We start from the raw sequence: 18,441 nt of genomic DNA on the forward strand, positions 1-18,441 counted from the left end.
AGGGTGGGGAGGGGCCCCGGGGCGGGAGCGCCTTCAGGGACCAGGGCCGGGAGAGCCGGGGCCGGGAGAGCCGGGGCCGGGGACGGCCCGGGGGCAGGGACGGCCGAGGGGCTGGGAGGATCTGGATACGGGAACGCCCGTCGGCGTGGGCCGACGGGCGTTTGGGTGGAGAAGCTCCCCCGATTGGACTCGAACCAATAACCTGCCGGTTAACAGCCGGCTGCTCTGCCAATTGAGCTACAGGGGATCGTGCACCGCTTGGTAACCGGATCTCGCCGGCACCGTGCGACGGGGACAAGAGTACAGGACATCCCCGGGTGGTGGTCCAGTGGGTTCCACCCGCAGCACACCCACAGCACACCCGCAGCCCGCCCGTAACCCACCATGATCCAGATTCGCAGGTCAGGGCTGGGAGGGCGTTCACAATCAGGGCAAATCGCCATCCGGGCACAAGCAGGCTTGAGCGGAGAGCAGGATGGGTAGTTAGCTGCGGACAGAGGACGCAGGCGCGAATTGGTCGCGTCCGGCGGGGCGACCCGACGGGGCGACGGCGCGTCAGGTACGGAAGGAGCCGCCATGCGCGGAAAGATCATGTTTCTTGGCGGGCTGGCTGCGGGATTCGTCCTGGGCGCCCGTGCCGGCCGGGAGAAGTACGAAGAGCTCGTGGTCCGGGGCCGCAAGGTGCTCGACCACCCGACCGTCCAGGAGGCGGCCGGGGTCGCGCAGGCCCAGGCCAACCGGCTCTACAGCGAGGGCAAGGACAAGCTCGGCCAGACCAAGCTGGGCGAGAAGCTGGGCAACGGCAGCACCGGCAAGCAGGAGCTGACCGCCGCCGACGACGCGTTCGCTGGCACGCCCGCCACCGTGGGCGCCAAGGCGGGCAGCAGCCCGGTCGGCACGACCTCCGGGTCGCCGTCGGCCACCACCCCCCGCACCAAGCCGTCCGGCTCGGGCACCAACGCAAGCACGCTCTGACCCACCCGTACGTCGACGGGCCGGCCGCCGCGAGGCGACCGGCCCGTGGTCTGTCCAGACCGTGCTCCGGCCGACCAGCCACCGGGCGACTGAGCCATCCGGCCGCCGGACCACCTAGCCACCCGCTAACCGAGCCACCTAGCTGCCCCGCCACCAGACCACCTAGCCGCCGGCACCGGGGCACCGGGGCACCGGGCCACCAGGCCACCAGGCCACCAGGCCACCAGGCCACCAGGCCACCAGGCCACCAGGCCACCAGGCCAGACGAACCCGGCCCGGCCCGGCGGTGGTCGTCGGGCCGGGCGGTGGCTCGTCAGTCCTTGCTGCTGAACGCGGCGTCGAAGGCGGCGCTCGGCGCGTCGAAGGCGAGCCGGCGGACGAACTGCAGCGCCTCGGGGGCACCGACCAGGCGGTCCATGCCGGCGTCCTCCCACTCGACCGAGATCGGGCCGTCGTAGCCGATCGCGTTCAACGCCCGGAAGCAGTCCTCCCAGGGCACGTCGCCGTGGCCGGTGGAGACGAAGTCCCAGCCGCGGCGCAGGTCGGCCCAGGGCAGGTGCGAGGCGAGCCGGCCGCGACGGCCGTCGCCGGTACGCACCTTCGCGTCCTTGCAGTCGACGTGGTAGATGCGGTCGGCGAAGTCGAAGATGAAGTTCACCGGGTCCAGCTCCTGCCAGACGAAGTGCGACGGGTCCCAGTTGAGCCCGAACGCGGGCCGGTTGCCGATCGCCTCAAGCGTCCGCTTCGTCGTCCAGTAGTCGTACGCGATCTCGCTGGGGTGCACCTCGTGCGCGAACCGCACGCCCACCTCGTCGAAGACGTCGAGGATCGGGTTCCACCGGTCGGCGAAGTCCTGGTAGCCGCGCTCGATCATCGCCGGCGGCACCGGCGGGAACATCGCGAGGGTGTGCCAGATGGACGAGCCGGTGAAGCCGACGACGGTGTTCACACCGAGCTTCGCCGCCGCCCGCGCGGTGTCCTTGATCTCCTCGGCGGCCCGCTGGCGTACGCCCTCGGGCTCCCCGTCACCCCAGATGCGGCCGGGCAGGATGTCCTGGTGCCGCTCGTCGATCGGGTGGTCGCAGACCGCCTGACCGACCAGGTGGTTGGAGATCGTGAAGACCTGGAGGTTGTGCTTGGCCAGGGTCTCCTTCTTGCGCTCGATGTACGAGTCGTCGGCGAGCGCCTTGTCGACCTCGAAGTGGTCGCCCCAGCAGGCGATCTCCAGACCGTCGTAGCCCCACTCGGAGGCGAGCCGGCAGACCTCTTCGAACGGCAGGTCGGCCCACTGGCCGGTGAAGAGCGTGATGGGTCGCGCCATTGTCCTTCTCCCCTGATGTGATGGGGATTCCGTTGTGCGGACCGGGGCGAGGGTGACCGGTCAGATCGGTACGTGGCATCGGGGCGGAACGCCGGTGGGTGCCGAGCGCACCTGAACCCGGCGGGTTGCGCCTCCCACCGGGCCACCGGCAACCGTCACGGTCGCCGCCCCCACCCTATTTCCGCCGGGCGCATCGCGAAAGCCCCGGATCGTCACCCGGCCATTTCTTCGGGGGCCGGCAGGACCGCCCGGACGGTGAAGCCACCGCCCGGGTTCGGGCCGGCGCTCAGGGTGCCGCCGACCCGCTCGACCCGGCGGCGTACCGCGACCAGGCCGCCACCGACCCGCGCCGGGCTGCGCACCGCTGGCGCGCCGTCGTCGCGTACCTCGATGGTGATGCCCTCGTCGTCGTAGCGCAGGCGGACCGCGACGGCCGCGCCCGGCGCGTGCCGGCACGCGTTGGTCAGGGCCTCTTCGATGACCCGGTACGCCGCCACGTCCACCGCCTCGGGCAGTGGCCGGGGCGCCCCGGCCAGGCTCCAGCGCACGGGCTGGCCTGCGGCGAAGCCCTCGACCAGGGCATCGAGGCGGTTCAGGCTGGGCGCCGGCCCGGTCAGCGGGTCGGGCTCGTCGGCCGGGCGCAGCGCGTTGTGCAGCCGGCGTCCCTGCGCCTGGACCATCCGGCGCCATCGCGCGTAACGCCCCATGCCGGTCAAGGTACGGCAGCCGACTGGCAGTCGATCCGCGGCATCGGTCCGACGCGCGGGACGCCGTCGGCGCGGCGGCGGTGAGGTACCGCCGCGCCGACGGCGTCATCGGGTGGTACGCCGGGGCCGCCGGTCATGTCCGACGGCCCCAGCGGGCTCGGTGGGTCAGGGCAGGGTCCACTTCTGGTTGGCCGCGCCGTTGCAGGTCCAGAGGTGGACGACGGTGCTGTCGGCGGAGTTGTTGCCGGACACGTCGAGGCACTTGCTCGAGGACGTGTTGCGCAGGCTGCCGTCGGACTGGGCCGCCCAGTTCTGCGCGCCGCTGCCGTTGCAGGTCCAGAGCTGGATCTTGGTGCCGTCGGCGGTGCCGCCGCCGGAGACGTCGAGGCACTTGCCGAGCGCCTTGATGGTCGAGTTCGGCGTCACGGTCCAGGTCTGCGCCGTACTGCCGTTGCAGGTGTAGATCTGGATCTGGGTACCGTCGGCGGTGGCGCCGCTGCGGACGTCCAGGCACTTGCCGGCGAGCCCCTTGACCGGCCCGACGCCGGAACCGCCGCCGGTGCCCTTGACGAGGGTGAAGTCGTCCACGTCGAAGAGGCCGGTGCCGCTGCCGTTGAACGTGAGGTACAGGTTCTGGGCGCCGGACGGGACGTTCGACAGCGTCGTGGTGACGTTGGCGTACGTGCTCCAGCTACCGGTGTTCGGCACCGTGACCGTGCCCAGCAGCGGCCCGGTGGCCGAGCCGGTACGGACTCCGATGGTGCCGCCCGTGCCACCCGAGACGACCCGGGAGGTGAACGAGGTGACGCCGGTCAGGTCCACGCCGTTGTACGCGGCCCAGTCGCCCGGTTCGATGTAGCCGAGCGTCTGCCCGCCGTTGGCGCCGGCCTTGGTGAACGCGCTGACGCCGTTGGCCGAGCTGAACGCCTCCGCCTGGACCGTGGTGTTGCCGGTCGGCGGGTTGCTGCCGCCCAGCTCCTTGATCCGGATGTTGCGGAAGTAGGCGTCGTCGCCCGTACCGTGGTTCTGGATGCCGATGTGGCCGGCCAGCGACCGTACCGGATCGGTGTTGGTGAAGTCGTTGATCTTCACTCCGTTGAGGAAGACCTGCAACCGCTCCCCCTCGACCAGCAGCTCGTAGGTGTTCCACTCCCCCGGCGCGTTCAGCGCCGCGTCCCGGGCGGCGATGTCGGCGGCCTTGTACGTGTAGACCGCGCCGGTGGTGCGGTCGACCGCGTCGGTGGCGTCGATCTGGACCTCGTAGCCGTTGTCGATCGCCGACTGCGGGCTACTCGACGGCGGGAAGCCGATGAAGATGCCGGAGTTGTCGTCGCCGGCCAGCTTCCAGTCCAGCTTCAGCGAGTAGTTGGTGAACTGCTTCGCGCTGTACCAGTACAGGCCCATGCCGCCGACCGAGGTGAGGGTGGCGTCGGAGTTGGTGAAGTTGCCCGGCCCGGCCTGCGACCAGCCGGTGGTGGAGCCGTTGTAGAGCGGGGTGTAGCCGGTCTCGGGCCGGCAGTCGGCCTTGCTCCGGCCGGCCGCGTACCGGATGCCGCCGAGCAGGTGGTTGCGGAACGCCGGCTCGGCGTACGACGCCTGGGTGTGCCCGCTTCCGGTGTAGAAGGAGCGGCCCCCGCTGTAGCTCTTGCACCAGGAGTGCGGGTGATCGGCGCCCATCCCGCCGCCGGAGTACGACGACTCGTCCAGCGTGGCGAGCACGTGCGCGGTGGACCGGGCGTTGGTGCGGTAGTTGTACCACTCGTCGGTGCGGGTCCAGGTCTGCGGCAGGTGCCCGGTCGCGGCGTGCCCCCGGTCCTCCACCTTGACGTTGGCCTGTTGGATGGCCGGGTGCGAGGCGAACCACGCGCCGACCAGGTTGCCGTAGAACGGCCAGTCGTACTCGGTGTCGGCGGCGGCGTGCACACCCACGTACCCGCGGCCCGAGCCGATGTACGACTCGAAGGCGGTCTGCTGGGTGGCGTTGAGCACGTCGCCGGTGGTGTTGAGAAAGACGACCGCCTCGTACTGGGCGAGGTTGCTGGTGGTGAACGCGGCGGCGTCCTCGGTGGCGGTGACCGTGAAGTTGTTGGCCGCGCCCAGGTCACGGATGGTCTGGATGCCGACCGGGATCGCGTCGTGCCGGAAGCCGGCGGTCTTGGAGAAGACCAGCACGTCGTACGGGGCGTCGGCGGCGCTGGCCGGGGTGGCCGGGGTGGTGCAGGCGATGACGGCGAGGACGGCGGCGCTCAGGCCGACCGTGGATCGCAGGAGTCTGCGCATGTCGCTCTCCTAAAACCTGTTAGGAAGGGCCCCTTGTACAACACTAGGCGGTAACAAGGGGCCCTTCCTTTCAACTCAGGGCAGGGTCCACTTTTGGTTCGCGGCGGCGGTGCAGGTCCAGAGGTTCACCACGGTGCTGTCCGCGGAGCTGCTTCCGGAGACGTTCAGGCACTTGCCGGACGCCACGTTGCGCAGCGTGCCGTCGGCCTGCGCGGCCCAGTTCTGCGCCCCGGTGCCGTTGCAGGTGTAGAGCTGGATCTTGGTGCCGTCGGCGGTGCCGGCACCGGAGACGTCGAGACACTTGCCCAACGACTTGATGGTGGAGTTCGGCGTGACCGCCCAGGTCTGGGCCGCGCTGCCGTTGCAGGTGTAGATCTGGATCTGCGTGCCGTCGGCGGTGGCGGCGCTACGGACGTCCAGGCACTTGCCGCCCAGGCCCGTGATGGGGCCGGTCCCACCGGTCGGGGCCGAGCCGGTGACGAAGGTGAACGCGTCCAGGTCGTAGAGCGCGCCGGTGCCCGTACCCGCGAAGGTCAGGTAGAGCGTGGTGGTGCCGGTCGGCGGGTTGGTGATCGCCCCCGTGACGGTGGTGAACGTCTCCCAGCCGCCGGTCACCGGTACGGTCGCGGAGCCGAGGACCGTGCCGGTGGCCGAGCCGGCCCGCACCTGGAGGGTGCCGCCGCTGCCCGCCGAGGAGACCCGGGCGGTGAACGAGGTGACGTTGCCGAGCCGGTACGGCTGGAACGCGATCCAGTCGCCGTTGTTGATGTCGCCGACGGTCTTGCCGCCCTCGGCCGGGGTCTTGCTGAACACGTTGATCCCGGAGGAGCTGCCGAAGAACTCGGCCTGGCGGTGCCGCGGCGGCAGGGTGTGCTGGGTGTGCGTGGTCAGGCCACCGGCGTCGGTGTACTCGGCGTCGAAGATGGCGAAGATGTTCGCCGCGTCGTCGTGCTCGCCGTCGACCGGGATGGTGATCGAGCCGGAGCAGCCGTTCTTCGAGGTGATCTGGTGCCCGTGCTGGTCGTGACCGAGCACGTAGGTCATCTTGACCTTGGTGCAGTCGATCGTGCCGTCCTCGGGGTCGGTCACCGTGATGCTGTACGGCACGGTGTCACCGAAGCTGAAAAGCTGCCCGTTGCCGGGGTTGTTGATGGTCACCGTGGGCGCGGTGTTGCCGACGTTGATCTGCACGCTGGCGCTGCCGGTGGCGCCCTGCGGGTCCCGTACGGTCAGCGTCGCCGTGTACGTGCCGTTGGTGCTGTAGGTCTTCGTCGGGTTCGCCGCCGTGGAGGTGGTGCCGTCGCCGAAGCTCCACGAGTAGGTGAGCGTCCCGCCCTCGGGGTCGGACGAGCCGGCCGAGGAGAACGTCACGGCCAGCGGGGCAGCGCCGGACGTCTTGTTGGCGCTCGCCGCGGCGCTGGGCGCGCGGTTGCCACCGGCGACGTAGTCGAAGCGGTACAGCGCCGAGTTGGCGTCACCGTTGAAGTAGCCGGTGCCGTAGTCGAGCACGTAGTACGAGCCGTCCGGGCCGAAGGCCGAGTCCATCACCTGCTTGCCGACCCACGGGAACGTGTCGATGGTGCCCCGGGAGCCGTCGGAGTTGACGTGGATGGGCTTGATCCAGCCGCGGCCGAACTCGGTGGCGAAGAACTGCCCGTCGAAGGACTGCGGGAACTTCGTGGTGGAGGTCGACGAGGCGTTGTACCGGTAGACCGGGCCGCCCATCGGCGACTCGGAGCCGCCGCCGAACTCGGTCGGGGTGCCGGCGTCACCGGCGTACCGGATCCAGGCCGGCTGGGCCGGCGGCAGGGTGGTCAGGCCGGTGTTGCGGAACGAGTTGTTGGTCGGCCCGCCGGTGCAGTTGTACTTCGCGCCGCTGGCGTTGGTGGCGAAGTCCCACTCGTTGTACGTCTCGGTGCTGGTGTTGGTGCCGGTGCAGTACGGCCAGCCGTAGTTGCCCGGAGCCGCGACCCGGTTGAACTCCACCTGGCCGGACGGGCCACGGGTGGCGCTGGTGGAGCCGGCGTCCGGCCCGTAGTCGCCGACGTAGACGACCCCGGTTCCCTTGTCGACGCTGATCCGGAACGGGTTGCGGAACCCCATCGCGTAGATCTCCGGCCGCGTCTTTGCGGTGCCGGGCGCGAACAGGTTGCCCGACGGGATGGAGTACGTCCCGTTGGTGTTCACCTTGATCCGCAGGATCTTGCCCCGCAGGTCGTTGGTGTTGCCGGCGCTGCGCTGCGCGTCGTACGCCGGGTTGCGGTTGGTCCGCTCGTCCAGCGGCGAGTAGCCGGCGGACTCGAACGGGTTGGTGTCGTCGCCGGTGGACAGGTAGAGGTTGCCGGCGGCGTCGAAGTCGATGTCACCACCGACGTGGCAGCACAGGCCGCGATCGGCCGGTACGTCGAGGACGTCGACCTTGCTGGCCTGGTTGACGGTGAAGTCGCTGTTGAGGGTGAACCGGGAGAGGCGGTTCACTCCCTGCCAGGCCGAGAAGTCGGTGCCGGTCGCCGGGGCGTCGCCGGCGGGGGTGGACAGCGGCGGCGCGTAGTAGAGGAAGATCTGCCGGTTGCTGGCGAAGTTCGGGTCGACGCCGACGCCCTGTAGGCCCTCCTCGTCGTGGTTGTAGACCGACAGGGTGCCGATCACCGAGGTGGTGCCGTTCGCGTCGGTGCGGCGCAGGGTGCCGTTGCGGGCGGTGTGCAGGACCGAACGGTCCGGCAGGACGGCCAGCGACATCGGCTCGCCCATGTCGGTTACGCCGCGGGCGAGTTCGACCTGCTGGAAGTCGCTGGCGTTGATGGTGTGCGCCTGGGCCGGTGTCGCGCTGGCCGTGAGGGTGACCGTGCCGGCCGCGGCCACGAGGAGCAGGGCCGATCCGGCGGAGAACCATCGTCGGGACCGTTGGTTGGGTCTGTCCTTCATGGACATCTGTGCTGTCCCTTCCTGACGAGAGGCCAGGGCGGGGCGCGCGCCGTCGCGCCGGATGCCGTAGCGGGTGGTGGGGTCGATGGGTTACCGCGCCGCCGGTTCACCTCGACGAAACATTGTCGTGTTGGCCCCGACACTAAGTCGCAGGTGTCGATGTGTCCATACCTTCCGGTGAACCGGCATGAACTTTCGTCGATTTGATCGAAAGTCGGAGGTCAGGCGCGGCGGTCGATGGCCTGCGCGGCCAACGCGACAAGCGCGGCCCGGGCCTCCTCGTTCACCGCCGCGCTCCGCAACGCGGTCAGCGCGGCCTCGGTGCGGACGCGGATCATCTGCTCGATCCGGTCCCGCGCGCCGGTGGCCTGGATGATCTCGCGCAGCTCCGCCGCGCCGTCGGCGTCCAGCGTGGGGTTGCCGAACAGCTCCTTCAGCCGCGCGGTCTGCGACCGGTCCGCAGAGCTGCGGGCCAGCGCCATCATCACCGTCGGCTTGCCCTCGCGCAGGTCGTCCAGGATCGACTTGCCGGTGACCGCCGGATCACCGAAGACGCCCAACACGTCGTCGCGGAGCTGGAACGCGTCCCCCAACGGGTCGCCGAACTCGCCGAGAGCGGCGATCAGCTCCGGTCCCCCACCGGCGAGCGCCGCGCCGATCTGCAACGGCCGGGTGACCGTGTACCGGGCCGCCTTCATCCGTATCACGGTGAGCGCGCTGGCGACCGAGCCGTCGCCCACGCCGGACACCAGGTCCAGGTACTCCCCCGCGATCACCTCGGTACGCATCAGCGCGAACACCGCGTACCCCCGGTGCACCTGCTCGGTCCCGAGCCCACACTCGTGGAACATCTGATCCGACCAGGCCGCGCAGAGGTCGCCGCAGAGCAGGGCGGTGTTGCGCCCGTACGCCTCCGGGTCGCCGCGCCACGACGACCGGGCGTGCAGGTCGGCGAAGAGCCGGTGCACCGACGGCTCACCCCGGCGGCGGTCGCTGCCGTCCAGGATGTCGTCGTGGATCAGCGCGAACGCGTGGAACAGCTCCAACGCCGCCGCGGCCACCACGATCGGGGTGGCGTCGGCCGCCCCGGCGCCGCGCCAGCCCCAGTAGCAGAACAGTGGCCGCAGCCGCTTCCCCCCGGCCAGCACGAACCGTTGCAGCGCGGTGAACACCCCCCGGGGCGCGCCGTCGGGCCAGTCCGGCCCCTGCCGGTCGAGGAAGGCGGCCAGCTCCGCGTCGAAGCGCGCCCGCAGACCGCTGGTGTCGGTGGGCGCGACGGTGACGGTCACGTCCGATCTCCCGGACCCTGCGCACCAGCGGCGCTTAACCCGGCCAGCTCCAGTAACAAGCCCTTGACCTCGGTGGCGGCGATCCGGTCCCGGGCCGCGGACGCGTCGGAGCAGAGCAGCACCGGGGCGTCCGCCGGGTCGGTGGGAAGCCGCCCGTGCGAGCCGCGGATCGCCCGCGCGCCGGCGTCCAGGCCGACGGCGCTCATCAGGTAGCGCATGCCGAGCTTCTTGCGGGCCAGCGCCACGCCGGCGCGGGCCTTGGCGGCACCGGGATTGGCCGGGTCGAAGAACAGCTCGGCGGGGTCGTACCCGGGCTTGCGGTGGATCTCGACCAGCCGGGCGAAATCGGGCGCGTTGGCGTCGTCGAGCCAGTAGTAGTAGGTGAACCAGGAGTCCGGCTCGGCCACCAGCACCAGTTCCCCGGCGCGCGGGTGGTCCAGCCCGTGCGCGGCCTTGCCGTCGGCGTCGAGCACCTCGGCCACCCCGGGCAGGCCGGCGCAGAGCTTCGCCACCGCCGGCACGTCGGCCGGGTCCTTGACGTAGACGTGCGCGATCTGGTGGTCGGCGACGGCGAACGCCTTCGACGTCCAGGGGTCGAGGTACTCCATGCCGGCCTGGGTGTGCACCCGCAGCAAACCCTCACTGCGCAGCAGCCGGTTGACGTCGACCGGCCGGGACACGTCGGTGATGCCGTACTCCGACAGCACCACCACGGTGGCGTCCCGGGCGCGGGCGGCGTCCAGCAGCGGCCCGAGAACGGCGTCCAGCTCGGCCGCCGCCGTGGCGGCCTGCGGCGACGAGGGGCCGTACCGTTGCAGGTCGTAGTCGAGGTGGGGCACGTAGACCAGGGTCAGATCGGGTGACACGTCGGCCAGGATCTGCTCGGCCGCCTGGCAGATCCACTTCGACGACGGCAGCGCGGCCGTCGGCCCCCAGTAGGTGAACAGCGGGAAGGTGCCGAGCCGCCCGGTCAGCGCGTCGTGCAGCTCCGGCGGGTCGGTGTAGCAGTCCGGCTCCTTGCGGCCGTCGGCGTAGTAGACCGGGCGGGGCGTGACGGTCCAGTTGACGTCGGCGCCCATGGCGTACCACCAGCAGACGTTGGCGACGGTGTAGCCCGGCTCGGCCCGGCGGGCCGCGTGCCAGAGCTTGTCCCCACCGACCAGCGCGTTGTGCTGCCGCCACAGCAGCACCTCGCCCAGCTCCCGGAAGTACCACCCGTTGCCGACGATGCCGTGCCCGCTGGGCTGCTCGCCGGTGAGGAACGTGGACTGCACCGAGCAGGTCACCGCCGGCAGCACCGTGCCCAGCTCGGCCCGGAAGCCACCGTCGGCGACGCCGCGCAGTCGGGGCATGTGCTTCAGCAGTCGCGGGGTCAACCCCACCACGTCGAGGACCACCAGTCGCCGGCTCATCGCGTCACCTCCATGCTCACGGTTCGGTCTGCGGTCAGCCCGAGGCCGACCAGTTCGTCGCGGGCGAAGGCCAACTCGGCGGCGATGCCGGCGGCCAGCTCCGCGTCGGTGCCGGGCCGCCGTGCGGCCGGCAGGACACCCCAGGTGTACGTCTCGACGTCGAGGTGGTCGCAGCCGGCGACCGGCCCCTCGAAGAGCGCTCTCAGGGCCGCGCGGAGAACCGGCAGGGTCGAGCCGAGCGGTTCCTCGGGCGGGGCGTGCAGGGGCACGTGGTAGTGCACCCGCCACGGGCCGGGAAGCTCCCGGTCCAGGGCCTCGTCGAGATCGTCGGCGGCGTACGCCTCGTCGGCCGGGTCGGCCACGCCCGCGCAGCCGGCGCTGCGGGTCTGGTGCAGGAAGCGCGGCTCCACCCAGCGGCGCAGCGCGTCGGCCCCACCGGCCGGGTCAGCCGCCTCGACGGCGGCGGAGACCTGCACCTTCACCACGGGCAGTCCGGCCGCCCGCAGCCGGTCCAGCGCCGCCGCCGGCTCCTCCCACGCGCAGGCCAGGTGCGCGAGGTCGAGGCAGACCCCCATCCGGTCGGTGTCCATGCCGGACAGCAGCGCGGCGGCCTGCCCGGTGCTCTCCACCACGCAACCGGGCTCCGGCTCGAACGCCACCCGCACCTCACGGCCGGTGTCCCGCTGCACGTCGGCCAGGCCGGCCGCGAGCGCATCGAGCCGCCGCCGGGCGGCGTCGGCCAGGTCGGTGCTCCACGGCCGCCGCCAGGCCAACGGCAGGGTGGAGATCGAGCCCCGGGCCGCGTCGTCGGGCAGCAGGTCGGCGAGCACCCGGGCCAGATCCAGGGTGTACGTCAGTCGTTGCTCGGTGGTCCAGTCCGGGTGGTACACGTCCTGCTTCACGACGGGGGCCTGGAAGGCCGCGTACGGGAAGCCGTTGAGGGTGACCACCTCCAGACCGCGCGCGTCCAGTTCGGCGCGGAGCCGGCGGCGCAGCGCCGGGTCGGCGGCCAGTTCGGCGGCGACCGGGGCGGCCAGCCACAGGCCGAGCCCGAGCAGGTCGCTGCCGAGCGCCTGACGCACCGGCACGGCGTAGGTGTCCAGTTGGGCGAGGATGCCGGCCAGGTCCTCGGCGGGGTGCACGTTGGTGCAGTAGCCGAGGTGGACCGTCTCGCCGCCGGAATGTCGCAGCCGCATCAGCTACCACCGCGCAGGATCGAGTTGCCGGTCTGCGGGTCCACGGCGGCGGGCGCCTCCACGTCGCCAAGGTCGAGCCGACCCGACTGCCCATAGAACTCCACCGGGTTGCGCCACAGCACCTTGTCGACGTCGTCGTCGCTGAAGCCGGCCGCACGCATCGCCTCGCCGGTGGCCCGGGTCAGCAGCGGATCGGAGCGTCCCCAGTCGGCGGCCGAGTTGACCAGCATCCGTTCGGTGCCGTACTCGCGCAGCAGCTCGACCATCCGCGACGGGGTCATCTTGGTGTCCGGGTAGATGGAGAAGCCCAGCCAGCAGCCGCTGTCCTTGACGAGCTTGACGGTCACCTCGTTGAGGTGGTCGACCACCACGCGACCCGCGTCGATGCCGGACTCGGCGACCACGGCGAGGGTGCGTTCGCAGCCCCGGGCCTTGTCCCGGTGCGGGGTGTGCACCAGCGCCGGCAGGTCGTACGCCACGGCGAGGGCGAGTTGCGCGGCGAACGCCTCGTCCTCCTCGGGGGTCATCGAGTCGTACCCGATCTCGCCGACCGCCACGACCGCGTCCTTGTCCAGGTAGCGGGGCAACAGGTCGAGCACCGGGCGGCAGCGCGGGTCGTTGGCCTCCTTCGGGTTGAGCGCGATGGTGGCGAAGTGGCGCACCCCGAACTGCCCGGCCCGGAACGGCTCCCAGCCGATCAGCGAGTCGAAGTAGTCGACGAACGACGCGGCGCTGGTGCGCGGCTGGCCCAGCCAGAACGCCGGCTCGACCACCGCGAGGACGCCGGCGCCGGCCATCCGTTCGTAGTCGTCGGTGGTGCGCGAGGTCATGTGGATGTGCGGGTCGAAGATGCGCATGTCACGCCTCCCGGGGCAGTGCGGCGGTGAGCCGGTGGAGCAGGTCGGTGGCGTCGGCGGGCAGGTCCCGGCCGGCGGCATGCCGTTCGGCGGCGAGCGCGGCGAGCATCGCGGCCAGCTCGCCGTCGGCCCGGCCGTCCAGGTCGGCCACCGCGACGAGGGGCACTCCGCTGAACACGCACTTGAGCACCGCCTGCCGCCAGGCGGCCGCGTCGAAGTGCCGGGCGTACGGGCCGAGCGCGGCGGCGACCAGCCGGGTGTCGTTGGTCCGGATCGCGTCGTGCAGCAGCGGCACCGCCTCGGCGCCGATCGGCAGCAGCGGCAGAGCCCGCAGCACGGCCCGCCGTTCGGCGGCGTCGCCGTGCCGGTAGAGGCTCTCGGCGTACGCGGCGTGCTCGCCGGGCAGGCTGGTGAGCAGCAGCACCCGGGCCGCGTCGTCGGCGGTCCAGCCGGGTGCGTCCGGCAGCGCGGCCCGACCGCAGCGCCGGCCGGCGGCCGGAAACAGCCGGGCGATCGCGGTGGGCTCGGCCGCGACCCGGCGCAGCGCCGTGTCCAGCCAGTCGGGATCGGGTACGCCCCGCAGCGCGGCCCGCAGTGAATCCGGTGTCATTCCGTCTCCTCCCCTTGCTGCTACGCCGGCACCCCAGGTGTGCCGGTGGGCACCTCGTCTCCCGTACGGCCGGCCGGTGCGGCGGCGCGTAGGAACTCGATCGACCGGGCGGCCACGGCGGGTGCGGCGTGCGAGTCGCGGGGTAGCTCCACCGCGACCAGGCCGCGGTAGCCGGCAGCGGCCAGGGCGGCCAGCACCGGCGGGAAGTCGATCTCGCCGGCGCCGAACTCCAGGTGCTCGTGCACGCCCCGGCGCATGTCGTCGATCTGCACGTTGACCAGGTGCTCGGCGACCTCGGCGACGCACTGCGGCACCGGCTGAGGCTCCAGGCAGCGGCAGTGGCCGATGTCGAGGGTGATGCCGAGGCGGGCCGGGGCGCCGAGCGCCGCGTGCAGACGACGCCAGTCGGCGATGTCCTGCACCAGCATCCCCGGTTCCGGTTCGAAGCCGAGGGTCACGCCCGCGCTGTCGGCGGCGTCGACCACGGTGGCGCAGCGGGACACGAGCCGGTCCCAGGCGCACTGCGGCGACACCGCCTCCGGCCGTACGCCGGCCCAGAACGAGACGGCCTCCGCGCCCAGGTCGGCGCCGATCCGTACCGCCCGGCGCAGAAACTCGATCCGCCGGGTGGGGTCGTCGTGCAGCAGCGTCGGGGCGTGCTTGTGCCACGGGTCCAACAGGTAGCGGGCCCCGGTCTCGATCACCACTGCGAGACCCAGCTCGGACAGCCGGCGGCCCACCGCGGCGATCCGGCGGGTGAGGCCGGGCGCGAACGGGTCCAGATGATCGTGGTCCAGGGTGAGCGCCACCCCCTCGTAGCCGAGATCGGCGATGACGGCGAGCGCGTCGTCGAGCCGGTGGTTGGCGAAGCCGTTCGTGCCGTACCCGAGACGCACCGTCGTCGCGTCGGCCCGGACCGCATCGGCCTGCGCGATGTCCGGCTGGGCGGTGTCGCGCCGGGCCCGGCGCGACTGGGGCACGGTCATGTCGGGGAGACCTTCCGGGCCAGCCGGCGGCCCAGTGGCGCGGCCGCCGCGACGGCCAGCCCGAGCAGGCCCGCGCCGCCACGGGCGGTGAGCGCTCCCTGGAGGGCGGGCAGGCCGGTGATCCCGGCGCCCACCGCCGCGCGGACCTTCCCGGCCGACGGATCCCGGACCACCTGCACCTGGGCCGCGCCGTAGCGGGCGGCGTACCACCCGGCCAGCACGGCGGGCAGCGCGGCGGCGATCCCAGCGCGCCGGGGTACGGCGACGGCGGCGCTCGCGGCGACCACGGCGGTGCCGGCCAGGGTACGCATCGGCAGGGCGGTGTCCGCGCCGCTGACCTCGCGACGGGACAGCGCGGTGACCGTCCAGGTGTGCGCCGCCACGGTGGCCGCCGAGGGCAGCGCCCGCGCCAGCCGGCCGCCGGATGCGCCCAGCAGCACGTCCAGCCCTCGGCAGGCGGCCATCACGGCGGGGCCGGCGGCGGTGTTCTTGGCCAGCAGGTCGTACCCCCAGATGCTGGCGGCCAGCGGCACCGCGAGCGCGGCGGCGCGGCGACCGCCCACGGCGGCGGCCAGGCCCACGCCGGCGGCGGTGAGGCCGGCGGCGAGACCCAGCGCGGCGTTCGGGGTGACCCGGCCGCTGGGGATCGGCCGCTCGGGGCGTTCGACGGCGTCGAGCCGCCGGTCGGACCAGTCGTTGGCGGCCATGCCGGCCCAGTAGAGCAGCACCGACGCGCCCGCCAGGGCAGGAGTACGTGGGCTCAGCGCACCGGCCGCCGCCGCGCCGGCCACGACGTCCCCGGGGACCGAGAGCGCGGCCGGCGCGCGGACCAGCTCGGCCAGGTCAGCCAGCGTGGTCATGGCCACCGTCCGGGCCGGCGTGCAGTCGCTGGGCGAAGCCGGTCAGCCGGGCCCACTGCTCGGCCAGCGAGTGGGTCGGCGTGCCGAGCGGGTCCTTGAAGAAGAAGCCGAGGTCGGCCAGCGGCCCGACGTGCCCGGCGGCGTGCGCGGCGGCGGTGAGGCGGGCCAGGTCGAGCACCAGCGGCGCGGCCAGCGCCGAGTCGCAGCCGTGCCAGGTGAACTCCATCCGCATGCCGGTGCCGAGGAAGCCGGCGAACGTGATCAGATCCCAGGCGGTCTTGAAGTCGCCCAGCTCCTCGACGTACTCGATGCGGGTGTTGCCCTGCGGCACGTAGCCGAGCGTCTCGCCGAGCACGCGTTGCTTGCTCTGCACCTTGGCCGCGTTGGCGGCCGGGTCGGCGAGGGTGGCGCCGTCGCCGCCGCCGAGCAGGTTCATCCCCGACCAGGAGCGGACGGCGAGGTTGCGCATCGCGAACATCGGCGCGAGTACCGACTTGACCAGGGTCTCGCCGGTCTTGCCGTCGTGCCCGGCGTACGGCAGCCGGCGCTCCTGCGCCAGCGCGGCCAGCGCCGGCAGCCGCAGGCCGGTGGACGGCGTGAAGTCGACGTAGGGGCAGCCGGCCAGCAGCGCCGCGTACGCGTACAGCGAGCTGGGCGGGAGCACCTCGTCGGGACCGTCGAGGGCGGCGCGCAACGCGGCCGGGTCGGCGTGCCCGGGGTGCGGTCGGGGCACGGCCTCGGTGGCGGAGACGTTGACCACGACCACCCGGTCCAGCTCGTGGCGCTCCCGGAAGCTGGTCAGGTCGCGGACCACGGCCGCGGCCCGGTCGGCCTGGGTGTCGCCGACCGGCGCGGGGCGCAACTCCTGCTCGACCACGCCCAACTCGTCGCGGAGCGCGGCGACCAGCCGCCCGGGAATGACACCGGCGTCGGCGAGCGCTTCGGCGCGCTTGCACAGCGGGGTGGTGGCCACGTCGTGCCCGCCGAAGACCAGGTCCGCGAAGGACGGCAGGGCGGGACCGCGCAGGTCGGGCAGCTCGGTCACACAGCCGGTGGGCCCGGCCAGGCCGGCTCGCAGCGCGAGCCCCCCGACGATGCTGGTGGTCGCGACGGAACCGCGCGCCCCTACCAGCCAGACACCTGTTCGCATGGTGCTCCTTCCCCATTTCCGAGGAACCGTCGGTACCGCTAAATATAGGAATATCAGAATATGTTTCGGAAAGATACGGCCCGGTTTCGGAAAAGTTTCGGGCCGGATGGATGGGCCCCGCCCGCCCGACCCGTACCGGTACGACGCCGGCCCGGCGTCGGCGTCGGCGGCGACGACGACGGACCGGATCTCGGCACGGGTACGGGCAGACGGGGCTGGCAGGCAGGGTCGGTCGGCGTCTCGACCCTGCCTCCCCCGCATCCGCCGGCCGGGGCGTTGGCATGCCCCGACCGGACGTCTCAGGTTGCCGCGCCCACCGGATCCTCGACCGGGGTGCGGTCCGCCGTGCGGTGGCAGGCGGAAGTGGTACGGGTGGGGGCAGCGGCGGGCGATGTCATCGGGTCCTCCGGATCGCCGGGGGTGGTGGTGGCGGTCCTCCGGTGCGGCCGGGGAATCCCGGTCCGGTCGCACCGGACGACCGTCCTATCCGTGCGCCACCGGGCCGTTAGGGCCCGGCTGCACACTCTCCGGAGCCGACCTCGTCCCGGCCGCGGGGCGCAAACCGCGGCCGGTCCCTCGCCGGTCGGCTCCGGAAAGCCGGTCGGGCGACGGCGGCGCGAGCACCGCCGTCGCGGATGGTCAGGGGTCAGACGGCGACCACGGTCAGCGCCGGTTCCACGTCGGTCCACGAGGAACCGGTCTCCGCCGAACGGGTCACCGCGTCCAGCACGAGCTGGACCTGCAACGCGTCGGCGAACGAGGGCGCCGGGTCGGTGCCGGTGGCGATCGCCTCGATGAGATCGCGCATCTGGTGGGTGAAGGAGTGCTCGTAGCCGATGATGTGACCCGGAGGCCACCACGCCGACATGTACGGGTGGTCGCCCTCGGTCACCAGGATCCGGCTGAAGCCCTGCTCCAGCGTCGGCCGGGTGGCGTCGTAGAACTCCAACTCGTTGAGCCGCTCCAGGTCGAAGACCACGCTGCCCAGCGAGCCGTTGATCTCGACACGCAGGGCGTTCTTGCGGCCCGTGGCGAACCGGCTCGCCTCGTACGTGGCCAGGGCGCCGCCGTCGAGCCGGGCCACGAAGACCGCGGCGTCGTCGACGGTGACCGGACCGGTGGCCGGACCGCTGCCGTCGACCGACTCGCCGTCGACGGTGGCCGCCAGCCCGCTCGACTCGGCCGGCAACGGCCGCTCCTTGACGAACGTCTCGGTGATCGCGCTGACGCCGGTGATCTGCTGGCCGACGACGAACTGCGTCAGGTCGATGATGTGCGCACCGATGTCACCGAGCGCGCCGGAGCCCGCCCTGTCCTTCTGCAACCGCCAGACCAGCGGGAACTGCGGATCCACGATCCAGTCCTGCAGGTACGACGCTCGGACGTGACGGATCACCCCGAGTCGTCCCTCGGCGACCATCTGGCGCATCATCGTGACCGCGGGGACCCGGCGGTAGTTGAACCCGCACATCGACCGCACCCCGGCGGCGCGTGCGGTGTCCGCCGCGGCGGTCATCGCCCGTGCCTCGGCCACCGTGTTGGCCAGCGGCTTCTCGCACAGCACGTGCTTGCCGGCGGCCAACGCGGCGAGGGCGATCTCGGCGTGACTGTCGCCCGGGGTGCAGACATCGACAACGTCGATGTCGTCCCGGTTGACGAGGTCACGCCAGTCGGTCGTGTACGCGTCCCAGCCGAGCCGGTCGGCGGCCTCGGACACCGCTGTGGTGTCCCGGCCGCAGACCAGCGCCATCCGGGCCCGCGCCGGCAGGTCGTACACGCGGTTCACGGTGCGCCACGCCTGTGAGTGCGCGGCGCCCATGAACGCGTAACCGACCATGCCGATCCGCAGTTCTCTGTCTGTCGTGGACAAGGT

General features: G+C 72.3%; 14 protein-coding genes and 1 tRNA gene. 1 reads left to right on the forward strand and 14 read right to left on the reverse strand.

Annotated features, from left to right (window positions below; translation table 11 throughout):
- Nucleotides 1–174 precede the first annotated feature (174 nt).
- A tRNA-Asn gene (locus ACQP03_RS26825) sits at nucleotides 175–247 on the reverse strand.
- Between the two features lie 329 nt (nucleotides 248–576).
- On the opposite strand from ACQP03_RS26825, the gene ACQP03_RS26830 reads away from it, so the two are divergent.
- Nucleotides 577–975: a hypothetical protein gene (locus ACQP03_RS26830; RefSeq protein ID WP_355051320.1), complete on the forward strand. Its 399-nt coding sequence runs from the start codon at nucleotides 577–579 to the stop codon at nucleotides 973–975.
- 313 nt (nucleotides 976–1,288) lie between these two features.
- On the opposite strand, the gene ACQP03_RS26835 is transcribed toward ACQP03_RS26830, so the two are convergent.
- From ACQP03_RS26835 to ACQP03_RS26895, 13 genes are all read right to left on the reverse strand, one after another.
- Nucleotides 1,289–2,296, reverse strand: coding sequence for a sugar phosphate isomerase/epimerase family protein (locus ACQP03_RS26835; RefSeq protein WP_355051319.1), 1,008 nt, complete (start codon nucleotides 2,294–2,296; stop codon nucleotides 1,289–1,291).
- Nucleotides 2,297–2,508: 212 nt separating this feature from the next.
- Nucleotides 2,509–3,003, reverse strand: a complete 495-nt coding sequence (locus ACQP03_RS26840; RefSeq protein WP_357398852.1) for a sensor histidine kinase — start codon at nucleotides 3,001–3,003, stop codon at nucleotides 2,509–2,511.
- 165 nt (nucleotides 3,004–3,168) lie between these two features.
- Complete coding sequence (locus ACQP03_RS26845; protein ID WP_357398854.1) at nucleotides 3,169–5,283, reverse strand: ThuA domain-containing protein; 2,115 nt, start codon at nucleotides 5,281–5,283, stop codon at nucleotides 3,169–3,171.
- Nucleotides 5,284–5,358: 75 nt separating this feature from the next.
- Nucleotides 5,359–8,214 (reverse strand): PQQ-dependent sugar dehydrogenase, encoded by a 2,856-nt coding sequence (locus ACQP03_RS26850; protein WP_357398858.1) that lies wholly within the window; start codon nucleotides 8,212–8,214, stop codon nucleotides 5,359–5,361.
- A 215-nt stretch (nucleotides 8,215–8,429) separates the two neighbouring features.
- Nucleotides 8,430–9,497 carry a polyprenyl synthetase family protein gene (locus ACQP03_RS26855; protein ID WP_357133357.1) on the reverse strand — a complete coding sequence of 356 codons (1,068 nt, stop codon included), beginning with the start codon at nucleotides 9,495–9,497 and terminating at the stop codon, nucleotides 8,430–8,432.
- Complete coding sequence (locus ACQP03_RS26860; RefSeq protein WP_357133355.1) at nucleotides 9,494–10,909, reverse strand: alkaline phosphatase family protein; 1,416 nt, start codon at nucleotides 10,907–10,909, stop codon at nucleotides 9,494–9,496. Before ACQP03_RS26860 ends, ACQP03_RS26855 begins: the two co-directional genes overlap by 4 nt.
- Nucleotides 10,906–12,105 carry a metabolite traffic protein EboE gene (eboE, locus tag ACQP03_RS26865; RefSeq protein ID WP_433458924.1) on the reverse strand — a complete coding sequence of 400 codons (1,200 nt, stop codon included), beginning with the start codon at nucleotides 12,103–12,105 and terminating at the stop codon, nucleotides 10,906–10,908. The genes ACQP03_RS26860 and eboE overlap by 4 nt, the downstream gene beginning before the upstream one ends.
- Nucleotides 12,105–12,962, reverse strand: a complete 858-nt coding sequence (locus tag ACQP03_RS26870; RefSeq protein WP_357133351.1) for a TatD family hydrolase — start codon at nucleotides 12,960–12,962, stop codon at nucleotides 12,105–12,107. Before ACQP03_RS26870 ends, eboE begins: the two co-directional genes overlap by 1 nt.
- Nucleotide 12,963: 1 nt before the next feature.
- On the reverse strand, nucleotides 12,964–13,572 hold the full coding sequence (locus ACQP03_RS26875; RefSeq protein WP_433458926.1) for an EboA domain-containing protein: 609 nt from the start codon (nucleotides 13,570–13,572) through the stop codon (nucleotides 12,964–12,966).
- A gap of 20 nt (nucleotides 13,573–13,592) precedes the next feature.
- Nucleotides 13,593–14,558: a sugar phosphate isomerase/epimerase family protein gene (locus ACQP03_RS26880; RefSeq protein WP_357398864.1), complete on the reverse strand. Its 966-nt coding sequence runs from the start codon at nucleotides 14,556–14,558 to the stop codon at nucleotides 13,593–13,595.
- Nucleotides 14,555–15,418, reverse strand: coding sequence for an SCO3242 family prenyltransferase (locus ACQP03_RS26885; protein WP_357133345.1), 864 nt, complete (start codon nucleotides 15,416–15,418; stop codon nucleotides 14,555–14,557). Before ACQP03_RS26885 ends, ACQP03_RS26880 begins: the two co-directional genes overlap by 4 nt.
- Nucleotides 15,402–16,568 (reverse strand): inositol-3-phosphate synthase, encoded by a 1,167-nt coding sequence (locus ACQP03_RS26890; RefSeq protein WP_357133343.1) that lies wholly within the window; start codon nucleotides 16,566–16,568, stop codon nucleotides 15,402–15,404. Before ACQP03_RS26890 ends, ACQP03_RS26885 begins: the two co-directional genes overlap by 17 nt.
- A 646-nt stretch (nucleotides 16,569–17,214) precedes the next feature.
- Nucleotides 17,215–18,405 (reverse strand): Gfo/Idh/MocA family protein, encoded by a 1,191-nt coding sequence (locus ACQP03_RS26895; RefSeq protein WP_357175794.1) that lies wholly within the window; start codon nucleotides 18,403–18,405, stop codon nucleotides 17,215–17,217.
- Between the last annotated feature and the right edge of the window lie 36 nt (nucleotides 18,406–18,441).

This window comes from Micromonospora sp. CA-248212 (assembly GCF_050948405.1).
Lineage (GTDB): Bacteria > Actinomycetota > Actinomycetes > Mycobacteriales > Micromonosporaceae > Micromonospora.

Excerpts from the sequence above, each read along its gene's own strand:
- ACQP03_RS26830 (WP_355051320.1), top strand. The coding sequence starts at position 577 with ATGCGCGGAAAGATCATGTTTCTTGGCGGGCTGGCTGCGGGATTCGTC.
- ACQP03_RS26835 (WP_355051319.1), bottom strand. The coding sequence starts at position 2,296 with ATGGCGCGACCCATCACGCTCTTCACCGGCCAGTGGGCCGACCTGCCG.
- ACQP03_RS26840 (WP_357398852.1), bottom strand. The coding sequence starts at position 3,003 with ATGGGGCGTTACGCGCGATGGCGCCGGATGGTCCAGGCGCAGGGACGC.
- ACQP03_RS26845 (WP_357398854.1), bottom strand. The coding sequence starts at position 5,283 with ATGCGCAGACTCCTGCGATCCACGGTCGGCCTGAGCGCCGCCGTCCTC.
- ACQP03_RS26850 (WP_357398858.1), bottom strand. The coding sequence starts at position 8,214 with ATGTCCATGAAGGACAGACCCAACCAACGGTCCCGACGATGGTTCTCC.
- ACQP03_RS26860 (WP_357133355.1), bottom strand. The coding sequence starts at position 10,909 with ATGAGCCGGCGACTGGTGGTCCTCGACGTGGTGGGGTTGACCCCGCGA.
- eboE (WP_433458924.1), bottom strand. The coding sequence starts at position 12,105 with ATGCGGCTGCGACATTCCGGCGGCGAGACGGTCCACCTCGGCTACTGC.
- ACQP03_RS26870 (WP_357133351.1), bottom strand. The coding sequence starts at position 12,962 with ATGCGCATCTTCGACCCGCACATCCACATGACCTCGCGCACCACCGAC.
- ACQP03_RS26875 (WP_433458926.1), bottom strand. The coding sequence starts at position 13,572 with ATGACACCGGATTCACTGCGGGCCGCGCTGCGGGGCGTACCCGATCCC.
- ACQP03_RS26880 (WP_357398864.1), bottom strand. The coding sequence starts at position 14,558 with ATGACCGTGCCCCAGTCGCGCCGGGCCCGGCGCGACACCGCCCAGCCG.
- ACQP03_RS26885 (WP_357133345.1), bottom strand. The coding sequence starts at position 15,418 with ATGACCACGCTGGCTGACCTGGCCGAGCTGGTCCGCGCGCCGGCCGCG.
- ACQP03_RS26890 (WP_357133343.1), bottom strand. The coding sequence starts at position 16,568 with ATGCGAACAGGTGTCTGGCTGGTAGGGGCGCGCGGTTCCGTCGCGACC.
- ACQP03_RS26895 (WP_357175794.1), bottom strand. The coding sequence starts at position 18,405 with ATGGTCGGTTACGCGTTCATGGGCGCCGCGCACTCACAGGCGTGGCGC.